Below are 12261 nucleotides of genomic sequence, written 5' to 3'. Positions count from 1 at the left end.
TGATTCAAATCAACTTGTGTCTGGGCTTTTTTATTTCATGAGATTTTTAATTTTTGAGAAGGCTTCTAAATAATGCCTGGCTGTGAGGTCTTCGCCCTCGATGAGTTCTAAAAGAAGGCGGGCCGGTTCTTCTTCAAAACCGATTTTTTGAATATCATGCAGATGATTAATTCGCTTTTTATAGGGTTCTAATAAACTCATTCCAGGGGGCTCGCATCCGATGAGAATGGATTCCACTACTTGGTAGAAGAACATTAGATCATTTTCCAAGCTAAAGTTATTAAACGTTTCTTTTCTTTTTGATAAGCCAAAATCGGCTAGATCGTATCGGTTCTTTCTTTTGTCATAAAAAATGTTTTGAATGTGTATGTCTTCATGGGAAATGTTTAACTCATGCAAGGTGACAAGACCCTGGCTTATTTGACAAAGAACTTCCACTCTATTTTTGAGATCAAGCGATTCAAGAATGTCTCGCAAGTTTCCATCGTATAGATGCATTATAAAAAAATCACGCAATCTATTGGAGAAATAGGCTTTTGGTTGAATTAATAGGCCTATGGAGTCTTTAGGCCATAATAGGGAAATCTCAAACTCTTTTTTAATAGATTCGCCTTCCATACTAAATTTTATGGCTTTATCTCTAGAGCTATTGGGGGTACATCTGTAAACATCCCCTGACATGCCTGATCCTAAAAAGACAGTTAAGGTGTAAGATTGGATGCGCTCTTCTAAAGGCTGTCCTTTAATTCTAGTTAGGAAACCAGATTTTGGGTCATACTGCCAATAGTTGACTTGAAAAGAAGTTTGGGAGTCTATGGTTTGATTCATAAAACGATTATAACTTAAAAAAAAATCACTGCTGCAAGGGCGACTGAAATCTGCACATCAACTGTTGTGCTAAAGTGGGTCCGCTTCCCAAAAGCTTGGTTATTTAAGTAAAACTTAAGACACCAAGGTTTTTAGCGTTGTGGTCCCCTAAAATATAAAAATATGTTGAATAGCATCAATGATTTCAAACTACCACAAGCAGCAGTGGAAAAAGGAGGTCAAGCCCCTTTAATAACTCACTACTAGATAGTTATACACTATTTAGGATTTAAATTTCTAGTATTTATCCGCATCTTTGGGCTCTTTTCCTGTATAGTCTTCCAGAAAGAAAAGATGCATGCGCTTAACATCTTTTCCCTCGCAAGAAAATAGAGTTTTGCAGCCCTGATAAATGACCGATTTAAAAAAGGGAAGGAGTTGTTCTTTTTTTGTGGAAATTTCGTTCATAACTTGAGGGGCGGCTTTCTCATTTTCTATTAAAATAAAAAATCCATTTTTATGAAGCTGCTCTTCTTTCAAGCTTGGCCAAAAGGAAAACTGATTATAGCGTAAGTTATCGAGATTTAAGAAATAGGGCCGTTTTTGTTCCGGCGCATAAAAATGCAATTGACTGGAGGTTTGATACTTATGTGAGACTAAAAAGTGGTCTTGCGGCTTATAGCCTGATTCCGTTAAGGCGGTTTTTAAATTTTTTAATCCTACATTTTGACGAAAAACATTCACAGAAAAAGGGAGGTTTAAAGTGTTATTTTCCTGGAGGGTAGGGATCGCAAAAACAAGAGCCGTTAAGGAAATTGATGAAAGAAGGCCTACCTTAAAAAGTTTATAACTCCTTCTTTCCTGAATTAACAAAGCGATAGAAATTACAGCTATAGGATAGACAATATCAATCCAATTCCCTTGAATTTTCTTAAAAAAAGAGGCTAATAAGAAGCCGCCATAAAAAAGAATCGTTATAATCAAAAAGAATTTTTTTTCTTCCGGAAGATTCTCTTTTTTTCGAAAGTAAGAAAACATGGCGAGGAGTAATAAACCAAAAAAGACGGGAGAAAATAAAGCCGCTTGCGAGCCTATAAATTCCAGGGCATTCCCTTTGTAATAAAGAACCTTTTCCCCATCGTTAAAGTTGATCACTTGCTGACCGACATGTTTTAAAGTTGGAAAATTGTGTATAAAGTTCCACGTGAAACTTGGGATCAAACCAACTAAGGAAAGGCAAAATCCCTTTAGAAAATTATGTCTAAAGTTAGGATGACTAAAAAGAAGTAAGAGAGCTATCGGCCAAAAAAAGTAGATAGTCCATTTAAATTGAGCTCCAAGAGCTATCAAAAATCCAATTTTTAGATAGTTTGGCGTTTCATTCTTATGTAGAGCCTCGATTAGTGGAATAAGAGCTAAGGTAAAAAAGAAAATCATGCCGACATCGGTGATAGCAAGAAAAGATGCGGCAATTCCAAAAGGAGTAAGCATCATGATCAGGCTTGCAAGATAAGAAACCTTGTCTTCAAAGCCGGCTCTATTTGATAGGCGAAACACAATAAAAGGAAGGCAAAAGCCTAAAAGCAGAGAGGGAAATCTTACACCGAATTCAGTTTTGCCAAAAAGAGAAGTTCCAAGAAAAATGATCCAGCTAATAGCAGGAGGTTTACTATAATAGCCGATATCAAGATGCTGGCTCCATGCAAAATATTGGGCTTCATCAGGTCCAAGGCCTACCGATCCCCAAATTATAAATAGGCTTAAAATAAGAGTTTTTAAGCTATTATAAATAAAAATCTGTTTTAAAAATGGGTTTTTCTCAAAGAACAACATTATAAAAACGATAGGATTTGCTTAGCTAGAAACTCGGGTTCTTTAAGCTCTTTTCCATGATCTTCATTCGTTGCAATAAACTTCTTTTTGGTGCGATCAACGGTTGGATCATCCAAAAGCCTTTTAGCAAGGTTGTTTGTTTTAGAAACCAAGCCGTCCCCTAGAATTTTCTCGGAATCGTGAATCTCGGTATATTGAGAAACATCGCCTCTTTGTAAAATAATTTCCGGCACTTTTAAAGATTTAGACCCCTTGACAGCGTCCATATCCCAAAAGAAAAGATGTGAAATAGGTTGGAGAAGTCTTGAAACATGGTCTCCGATAGCATTGCTTAAAGTGTCAAACACTTGATTTTCAACATAGACATATTTTTTTGAAGGTTTAAATTCATGTTCCTCAACGATCGCAGCTTTTACCCCGCCGCCAAGAGAGGTGTGAAAAGAAATGACCTCCTCAGCATCCAAGCCTTTATCACTTTCGACAAAATTGAGGATGGTTTTGTAGGCCTTTTCAAGATCTTTTCTTCCAGACCCTTCGCTTGCGCCAACATCGGGATAGTTAAAGAGAATGGCATTAGAGTCTGTTAACTTTAAAAGCCTCTTAAAGTCTTTTCTAGATATATTATCTTTATTGAATTGTTGAAGCGTGTTTTCATAAAAAGATTGATTGCCATCGCAGTTAATCAACCATCTTTTATTAGCAAGAGTTTCTATTCTTCCAACAATCGAGACATCAATTTTAGTCCCTGCTTCATCTATTGGAAGGCTAAAGCGCTTAACTTTCCATTTTTCTTTCGGATCAAAACGCTTTCTTAATTGATAAGCGTGGTCTGCTGAACACCCCATTTTTGTTGGGCTAGAAGAGCGGACAATGAATTTTCCTCCTACCCAATGGATAAAATTAAAAATGCCGATTGGAAATACAATGATAGAGAAAATATAAAACGCAATTCTTCCGATTTTATGTATTAGGGATTCTTGGAAAGCAATGGGGAGAGCTTTTTCTACGTTAAAATCTGCTTTTAGTTTGGATTCGTAGTCTGCTTCTTGATAAAAAGGGTTATTTCCTAAAAATTGCGAATGAAAAGAAACCGCTGTTGACATATCTACCCTGCTTAAGTTAATCCGCCCTTTCCCTAAAACTGAAAAGATCCCGGAACCATTTTAAATTAACCTCTCGCCCCATCTCGGCTATGGCATCTGTTAATTGTATTTTTTTGGGACAAACCCTAACACAATTTTGAGCGTTTCCGCAATCGGCGATGCCGCCTTCTTCTTGCATGACATGCAAACGATAGTCCTTATCATTTTTGCCTATGGGGTGTAAGTTAAACAGTTTAACCTGAGCGATAATTTGAGGGCCAATAAATTTATTACGATTATTGCTTTGAGGACAAGCTTCAACGCAGCATCCGCAAGTCATGCAAGTTGAAAAATGGTAAAGGGCTTCTTGTTTTGTTTGGGAAATTTTTGGTCCCGGCCCTCTTTCAAAAGCGCCATCCGTCTCAATCCAGCCCCTTACTTTTTTTAAGTTTTCAAACATGACCGATCGATCGACGATGAGATCTTTGACAAGAGGAAATTTAGTAAAGGGGGCAAGGTAAATAACGTTTGAATCGCTTGTCTTAAGAATGTTTTTTATGATAGCTGAGCAAGCTTGTCTTGGTTTGCCATTAATAAGCATGGAGCATGAGCCGCAAACCTCTTCTAAACACCCTTGCTCCCAAGCTATAGGCGTTGATTTTTCCCCTTTGATATTATAGGGATTCATCTGAATCTGCATAAGAGCGGAGATGATGTTGGTCGAAGGATCTTCTAGAGTAAGCTCAAATTCTTCAAAATATTGATTTCCAGGAACACCCCGATAGATCTTTAAAATATATTTTTTATCTTCCATAACTTAAACCGGGAACTGAATTTTTTCTGGTAAATTTTCTAAATGGGCCTCATGCTTTGCAGCTTTCGTGTAGTCTCGTTTAACAAGTTCTTTGATATGTCTTAAATCGACGGGTTCGTAGCTGATAACGGGGCCATTATCTTCAAGGTTATACGAGGCAATAGTTGTTTTTAGCCAATGTTCATCATCTCTTTTCGGAAAATCGGATTTATAGTGGGCTCCTCTTGATTCATCTCGAAGAAGGGCTCCTTTTGTTATAATTTCCGCAAGGTCAAGCATGTATTCGAATTGGTTGGCAAAAACATACGTTTGATTGACAAATTGACCTCTGTCATCTAGTGAAATATTTTTAAATCGCTCTTTCAATTCTTTTATTTTATTTAAGGTAAGGGCTAAATCCTTGTTGTTTCTTTTAACCGTGACATATCTGACGAGCCAATCCGCAAGCTCGTCATGCAGCTTATGGACATTTTCGTTACCGCTTCTTGAAAGTAGATCTTTTTTAAAGGATTCTTCCTCTGCAATCGCCTTCTCATAAGAGTGTTGGCTGATTTCGCTCGCCCTCGTATTTAAGCTCTCAATATAGCGAACTACTTCAACGCCCGTGATTAAGCCGCCAAAAATACAAGAAAGCAGAGAATTGGCTCCCAGCCTATTGGCGCCATGATATTGGTAATCGGATTCTCCGACATTAAAACAGCCGGGGATATTCGTCATTTGACGAAAGCGTGTGTAGCGGTCAAGGTCATTTGCTGCCGGCCAATCGACCCAAGCGCCGCCCATCGTATAATGAACGGCCGGAAAGATTCTCATTGGAATTTTAGAAGGGTCATCCCCTGTAAACTTCTCATATGTTTCTAAAATGGACGCAAGTTTTGCCAATTTTTCTTTAGATAAATGACTGACATCCAGGTAAACTTGCATCTTGCCATCAACGCCAAGGCCCATTTCGCAGATAGTTAGAATTTCTCTCGCACCAATGTCGCGAGGCACCAAGTTGCCGTAAGCCGGATAAAGCTCTTCTAAAAAGTACCAAGGTTCATTTGTTTTACCGCAAGGCACTTCATTGCCGTCAGGAGCTTTAATTTTTTTTGAGCTATCGCCATAAACCCAAATACGGCCGCCTTCACCCCTTGCAGACTCACTCATCAACCTCATTTTATCAATTCCGGGGATGGCGGTCGGATGGATTTGTATAAATTCACCGTTCGCGTATTTCATTCCTTGACGGTAAAGCCTGCCGTTCGCAGCCCCTGTGCAAAATGTGGAATTAGTGGATTTTTTATAGAGAAGGCCAAGACCCCCTGTTGCGATCACAACGGCATCGGCTTTCAAGGTAAAAAGATTTAAGTTAAAAAGATCCATGATGCAAGCGCCTCTTGTAATTCCATTTTCGTCAAGAACAAGGCGCAAAAATTCATGGTTTTCAAACTTATGGACAAGCCCTTTGACTTCAAAGCGTCTTACTTGTTCATCTAAGCTATAAAGAAGTTGTTGGCCGGTCGATGCCCCGCAAAAAGCGGTTCTATTGTAAAGGGTACCCCCGAAACGTCTGAAATCAAGATTTCCTTCAGGCGTTCGATTAAAAGGGCAGCCAAAGCGATCCATCATGTGAATGATTGAGGGGGCTGCAAAGCACATTTCTACGACAGGCGGCTGATTTGCTAAAAAATCGCCTCCTTTTATGGTGTCATAAGCATGAATGATAGGAGAGTCGTTTTCCCCTTTTTCATTGATCGCGGCATTAATTCCGCCTTGAGCGCAAACAGAATGGGATCGTTTGACTTTTGTGACGGAGACTAAAAAGACCTCGCATCCTTTTTCAGCAAGTTTCATAGTGGCTGTAAGGCCGGCAAGACCTCCTCCCACAACCACAACTTTTTTTTCTGTATTTCTGACCATAAGGGCTACTGTTTTAAATTAATTAATGTTGAGAACCAAATTGCAGATAAACCTAAAAAAATAAGAAGCGCCATCAAGCCATTTGAGAAAGTTCTCATTAATTTTTGCGATCTTTGAGACAAAGTAATCCCCCAAGAGATAGCAAAAGTAAATAAGCCATTACAAGCATGGAAAGCTGCAAAGATTACAAATAAAGTATAAAATATTCGCATGGTCAGGCTCTTAAAAACTTCTCGAACGTTCAAAAGAAAAGCTGTCCCCGGATTTTTTGATACAGCCATGCCCTCATTTTCTTTTAAAGAAGGCCTATTTAAGGCTGAAAGGAATTGGTTTTCTTCTTCTTTTGTCTGCTTGGCAAGGGCATTTTGCACTTTTGAATCTTCTTGATTTTCTTTAAAAGTTGAAATTTTCGAAGATAGGGCTTCGATTTGTTTACGATCATAAAGTGTCACATTAATACGCTTTGAAAGAGTGTAAAGCCCATCATCAAGTGTGACAGGAACAAGGTAAAGGGCTTCACCATTTATTTTTTCTTTTACTGGATAGGCGCTAAAACGCATTTGATAGACATGAAGGAGAACCGCCACAATTAAAATCCAGGAGGTGATTCTTTGCCAGGTATAGGCATGATTTCTTGGATAATCGGGAAGATAGGGTGTAATCCCTGTATTCTCATAACTATTTGACTTGGATTCCCAGGCGTATTTTATACCCCAAATAATGTGGATCGCAAAAGGTATCCCTAATAAAAGAATTTCCAGGACAGGCAAGTAGGGTAAACTGTGGATAAAATTAACTGATTTAATAAACCCATTACCATCATCTCCAATAAAGTAGGCAGTTTGCGAGTTTGTGATCAGATGCTCTAAAAGAAAGAGAACGAGCATAAGCCCCATAAAAGAATGAAGCCTCCGATAGATGAAAGGCTTGGGAGTTTTTTCAACTTTGATATTTGAGATCATAAAAGCGTACACCAAAATTTTCAGATGTAAACTTCTTTTAGCATTGTTCCTTAAGGAGGTGCAAGAAAAGTTTTCAATTAAAAATTTTTTCTTGCGTTCTTGACTTCAATTAATAAAAAATATTTTATTTGAACAGCTTTTAGCAAGCGACCCTCTTAACATTTCTATCAAAAATGCGATCAATGAAAACCTCTCTTAAGACCACCGCTTTTAGTTTTGCTTCGTTAGGACTTTTGGCTACCTCTTTTTTTTTATTTCAATCACTTAAAGATTTAAAACTAGAGGAATTGACTCAAAGTCCCAAAACTATTTCCAAAGTTCATCAAGCGAGAGATAAAAAAAATACCGCTTCAGGAAATAAAAAATTAATTTTAAATTCAGGCGTCTCTAGTGCTGATAAGCTGGCATTAAGACAGAAGAAAAAAGGCTCTCCCGGGACAAAAAACCGTTAGAAAGTGACACTTATCATGGAAACCATTAAGTCCCACTTAAAAGAAGAGGGCTTAGAAAACCTCTGTCTTGGCAAGTTTATATCACTAAAGGGAAATTTGGCTTGATAAAACAGTGTTTTTATAAGCTTTTAGAATTCAATTTTATAGGATCACGGAAACAGTTTTGCCCTCCTCAAGTATCTAATTAATAAAGTTTTCCGATATTTAAATTTATGTTATAGTGTTTATTTAATTCTTTAAAAAGGAAGACGGTTCATGCAAGAGCCTATTGATGCTGAAAAAACAATCGGGATTTCTTTTGATTCTACCCAAGTGACAATGGTTCAAGCTTCATGGAAAAAAAAGGCAAAATCCCTAGAAAAACTCTCTACTTTCCAAGCTGTGATAGAAGATGTAAAGCCGCTTGACAGAGAATATAAAGAACTATTGAAAAAAAGCGTAGAAGGCAGGGTTTTAATCACCGCGATTGACCCCTCAGCTTGTTTAATCAGAAGCCTTTTTCTTCCTTTAAAAAAAGAGAAAGACATTGAGGAAGCTTTGTCTTTTCAAGCAGAGCCTTTACTTCCTTTTCCGATCGAACAATCTATTTTAGACTGGCAGATTGTAAGCCATGAAGAAAAGGGATGCGTCATCACATTATTTGCTGTTAAAAAAGACGCTTTAAGCCTCCATTTAAAAGACCTGGAGTCTTACGGATTGGACCCCGAAGTTGTGACCTCCTATTCAAGCGCTCTTGCAGAATTTGGCGGTCATTTCGTTAAAACGGATAGAGCTTATTTTATTTTACATGTGGATAACGAGAATTGCCTTGCTACCCTTTTAAAAGAGGGGAAAGTTTTGGCCTCGCAGTACCTTGAAATATCACTGTCTCAACTAAAGCAATATTTTAGCGAGGAAGCAAGCCCTTCTTTGCCGTCCTTTGAAACTTTCGATTTTTCCCAAGACATTCAAGAGGGCTTCAACGAAACAAAAGGGGTTCTAAATGAGATTAAACTAAATCTCAAGAGAGGGATTAGCCAGCTCTCAAAACAGCTTAAAGAGGATGATTCGGTAAAAATTCTAATAACCGGTGAGATTGTCAGCCTGCCCTCGCTTAAGCAGTTTTTTTTAAATGAAATTAAAAAAGATGAAATAGAGGTTGCCTCTCTTAGTAACGAGTTCCCTAAAGAATTGCTTTTAAAAGGTGCGCTTGCAATTGGTCTTGGGCTTATGGGGTTGCCAAAGTCAAAGGCTCTTATTAATTTTAGAAAAGGGGATCTCGCCTATTCAAAATCCTGGAAACGCCTATTAAAACCGGCTCTTTTGTATATAGGCGCATGTCTTACCGCAGCCTCAAGCCTTTATTTTGCCGGTTCCTCCTATATAGACTATAAGGAAAACGAATTAAGGGAATCTTTCCAGGAGGCCAGATCCACATTCAACCAATCCCTCTCTTACGCCATCAAAGCTTATGAAAAAAAATCAAACTCGCAAGAGAACCGGAAAATAATACCCATTCAGGATATGTCTAAAGAAGATATTGCTTTTGAGATCGAAAGAATGGAAAAACAAATTAAAGAGGCGCCTGACACTATTGCCTTATTACCGAATACTCCAAGGGTGAGCGATGTCCTTGGCTGGCTTTCAACTCACCCTAAAATCAAGCTTGAAAAAGACGAAAATGAAAAAAAAGGCATTGAAGTTGAGTCTTTAAGCTATACGCTTGTCAAAAGGCCTGAAGAGAAGAAAAAACAAAATCATTATCAAGTTAAAATAGAGCTTGAATTTACAAGCGCGACGCCAAAACTCGCAAGAGAGTTTCATGACGCTTTGATTGAGCCAAATGATTTTGTGGATCCGAAAGCTGAAATAAAATGGAGTTCAAGCCGAGGCCGATACCGCACGTCCTTTTTCTTGAAAGATAAAACTTTTTACCCCTCATTAAGGAGCTTTTAAATGTTTAATAAAATTCCTCAATCGAGATGGTTTCTTTATTTAACAATCGTTGGTTTTTTACCCCTTTGTTTTGTGGCCATGCTTCTTTATGGACAGCTTGAAGAGCTGGAAATGATGAAAGAAAAAGTTCAGCATGTGAAAGAGATGACGGCCGAGCACGGCAAAAGACAGTCTATCAATATAAGCGTCATGAATGCCTTTAGGGAAGCCGATCACTTTTATATAGATAAACACCTTGAAACGTTGGTTTTTTTAGATCCGGAAATCGAAGCGCTTCAAAAAATTGTAAATCATAAAAATTTTCCCGGAGACCCTGCCATCAAGAAGCGACTCGAACTTTTATCCGGGTCTCAAAACAGTCTGAATTTTACAGAAGGGGTCGTTCAATCATTTCCCTTTTATCAAGAAACGATGGAAACCTTAACTCATCCTGTTGAATTAAACGTTACCGATTTGAAAAATCTTTTATCTAGAATCGAGGGGGTAACAATCGGTGAATTCAAGCCGCTTGCCAACAGGCCGCAACTGCTTGTTATGGACTTTAAAATAGATCGAAAAAGACATGCGGATAACAATGAGACCTTTGTTTTAGATATGAAATTATTAAAAAGAGAATATTTATGAGACTAAAACCTTTTGTAATACTTTTTGCATGTTTTGTTTTGATAGGGGCGAGCAGCCTTTTTGGGGCGCCTGCCAAAAAGCAAAAGGAAAAACTTCCTCCCTTAACAAGCATTAACTTCATTGATAGAAGCGGCGTTTCAGAAACTATCCAGTCGGGAGAGCGTCTAAAACAATACCAAGATGTCGATTTTTTTAGGCCTCAATCTTATCAAAGAGTGACCCGTGTCTTTGCAAGAAATAGCAAAGGGGAGCAAAAATCCATTATTACAAGCTATCACGCGAATGGACAGATTAAACAGTATATCGAAGCTTTAAATCAAAGCGCGATGGGACCCTACTACGAGTGGCATGAAAATGGGCAATTAAAGCTTAGGGTTTATGTGATAGGAGGCCTTGCTGATTTGGGTCCGTCTTCAGCCCAAACATGGCTTTTTGATGGACTTGCCGACGCCTATGACGATAAAGGGCGTCTTCTTGCTGAAATCAGCTATACTAAAGGCGTTTTAGAAGACGAATCTCTTTACTACCATACAAACGGAAAAATTCATAAAAAAGTCCCCTTTAGCCAAGGTAAAATCCACGGCACTTTAGAAATTTATCATCCTGACGGTAAACTTTTTCAAAAAATCCAATATGAAGATGATAAAAAAACAGGCCCTCTCTACGGTTATTGGCCTAATGGGAAACTTGCTGCTCAAGAGACTTATAAATTAGACCGATTAATGGAAGGCAAGTATTACGACAAAAATGAAAAAGAGATTGCGGGAGTGAAAAATGGAAAAGGGGTTCGGGCTATTTTCAACGAAAATCGATTACTTAGCCTTAATGAAATAAATAATGGCATCGTGGAAGGCGAAATCAAAGAATTTGATAAAAATGGCATCTTGACAAGCTCTTACCGCATAAAAAACGGTCTAAAGCATGGGGAAGAGATTGAGTATTATTCCTTTGAAGAAGTTGGAAAAGAAGGTGTAAAGCATCTTTCAATCAATTGGCATGACGGCAAAATCCAGGGCGTTACTAAAACTTGGTTTTCAAACGGGGTTCTAGAAAGCCAGCGTGAAATGAGCGAGAATGTTAAAAATGGAATTTTAACCGCATGGTATGAAAACGGAAACATGATGATGCTTGAAGAATATGAGAAAGACAAACTTGTTAAGGGAAAATATTTTAAGAAAGGGGATCGGACAGCCGTTTCAGAAGTTAAGGACGGCAAAGGAATTGCGACCCTATTTGATCCAAGCGGTAATTTCTTAAGAAAAATAAACTATCAACAAGGAAAGCCGGTAGAATGACTGTGAGCGAATTAAAGCATGCTCTAAGAGAAGAGTTCAAAAGAAAAAGGGAAGACCTTTCAGAAGATAGAAAAAGATCTGCTGAAAATGAGCTTTTTGATGCTATTGCCTATCTATCAAAAAAGCACTCCTCTATATTGTCCTTTGAGAGCTTTCAAACTGAAATCTCGATGCTTAAAATCAATCACTTTCTTGAAGAAGAGGGAAAGCTTTTGCTGCCAAGGGTGGATAGCACCCATGACTTAAAAGCTTATGCAGTAAAAAGCCGTGAAAAAGAGCTAAAAATCTCCTCTTTTGGCCTTTTAGAGCCTGACCCTGATCGCTCTAAAGAAATAAGCCCGGATCAAATATCCTTAGTCTTGGTTCCGGGTTTGATCTTCGATAGCAAATGCCATCGCATCGGCTATGGCAAAGGGTGCTATGATCGTTTTTTAAGCAAGCTTAAAGAATCGTGTCTCTTTTTAGGAATAGGGTTCCGAGAGCAGTATTCCAAAGAAATCCTTCCTGTTGATGAAAAGGATAAAGCGCTATCCGCCCTTTTTCTTTTTTAATCCC

At 38.3% G+C, this 12261-nt stretch carries 11 protein-coding genes; 5 read left to right on the top strand and 6 right to left on the bottom strand.

The window, feature by feature from the left end; all coding sequences use genetic code 11:
- Nucleotides 1-30: 30 nt before the first annotated feature.
- The 6 genes from CSEC_RS08190 to CSEC_RS08165 form a co-directional block, all read right to left on the bottom strand.
- On the bottom strand, nt 31-828 hold the full coding sequence (locus tag CSEC_RS08190) for a protein kinase domain-containing protein (RefSeq protein ID WP_041017980.1): 798 nt from the start codon (nt 826-828) through the stop codon (nt 31-33).
- Between the two features lie 276 nt (nt 829-1104).
- Complete coding sequence (locus CSEC_RS08185; RefSeq protein ID WP_053331919.1) at nt 1105-2640, bottom strand: ArnT family glycosyltransferase; 1536 nt, start codon at nt 2638-2640, stop codon at nt 1105-1107.
- On the bottom strand, nt 2640-3743 hold the full coding sequence (locus CSEC_RS08180; RefSeq protein ID WP_041017979.1) for a CPn0927/CPn0928 family alpha/beta hydrolase fold protein: 1104 nt from the start codon (nt 3741-3743) through the stop codon (nt 2640-2642). Before CSEC_RS08180 ends, CSEC_RS08185 begins: the two co-directional genes overlap by 1 nt.
- Before the next feature lie 16 nt (nt 3744-3759).
- Complete coding sequence (gene sdhB, locus CSEC_RS08175; protein ID WP_041017978.1) at nt 3760-4536, bottom strand: succinate dehydrogenase iron-sulfur subunit; 777 nt, start codon at nt 4534-4536, stop codon at nt 3760-3762.
- Nucleotides 4537-4539: 3 nt separating this feature from the next.
- Complete coding sequence (gene sdhA, locus CSEC_RS08170) at nt 4540-6438, bottom strand: succinate dehydrogenase flavoprotein subunit (protein ID WP_041017977.1); 1899 nt, start codon at nt 6436-6438, stop codon at nt 4540-4542.
- A 5-nt stretch (nt 6439-6443) separates the two neighbouring features.
- Nucleotides 6444-7400: a succinate dehydrogenase/fumarate reductase transmembrane subunit gene (locus CSEC_RS08165; RefSeq protein WP_041017976.1), complete on the bottom strand. Its 957-nt coding sequence runs from the start codon at nt 7398-7400 to the stop codon at nt 6444-6446.
- Nucleotides 7401-7582: 182 nt separating this feature from the next.
- On the opposite strand from CSEC_RS08165, the gene CSEC_RS08160 reads away from it, so the two are divergent.
- From CSEC_RS08160 to CSEC_RS08140, 5 genes are all read left to right on the top strand, one after another.
- Complete coding sequence (locus tag CSEC_RS08160; RefSeq protein WP_041017975.1) at nt 7583-7852, top strand: hypothetical protein; 270 nt, start codon at nt 7583-7585, stop codon at nt 7850-7852.
- 255 nt (nt 7853-8107) lie between these two features.
- Nucleotides 8108-9787, top strand: a complete 1680-nt coding sequence (locus CSEC_RS08155; protein ID WP_041017974.1) for a type IV pilus biogenesis protein PilM — start codon at nt 8108-8110, stop codon at nt 9785-9787.
- Nucleotides 9788-10411 carry a hypothetical protein gene (locus CSEC_RS08150; RefSeq protein WP_041017973.1) on the top strand — a complete coding sequence of 208 codons (624 nt, stop codon included), beginning with the start codon at nt 9788-9790 and terminating at the stop codon, nt 10409-10411.
- Nucleotides 10408-11706 (top strand): toxin-antitoxin system YwqK family antitoxin, encoded by a 1299-nt coding sequence (locus CSEC_RS08145; protein ID WP_041017972.1) that lies wholly within the window; start codon nt 10408-10410, stop codon nt 11704-11706. The genes CSEC_RS08150 and CSEC_RS08145 overlap by 4 nt, the downstream gene beginning before the upstream one ends.
- Entirely contained in the window at nt 11703-12257 is a 555-nt protein-coding gene (locus CSEC_RS08140; protein WP_053331918.1) for a 5-formyltetrahydrofolate cyclo-ligase, read from the top strand. The genes CSEC_RS08145 and CSEC_RS08140 overlap by 4 nt, the downstream gene beginning before the upstream one ends.
- The last annotated feature ends 4 nt before the right edge of the window (nt 12258-12261 follow it).

Source organism: Criblamydia sequanensis CRIB-18 (genome assembly GCF_000750955.1).
GTDB lineage: Bacteria > Chlamydiota > Chlamydiia > Chlamydiales > Criblamydiaceae > Criblamydia > Criblamydia sequanensis.
Note: the sequence above shows the minus strand (reverse complement) of the source record. Positions and strands in the feature narration are given on the sequence as shown.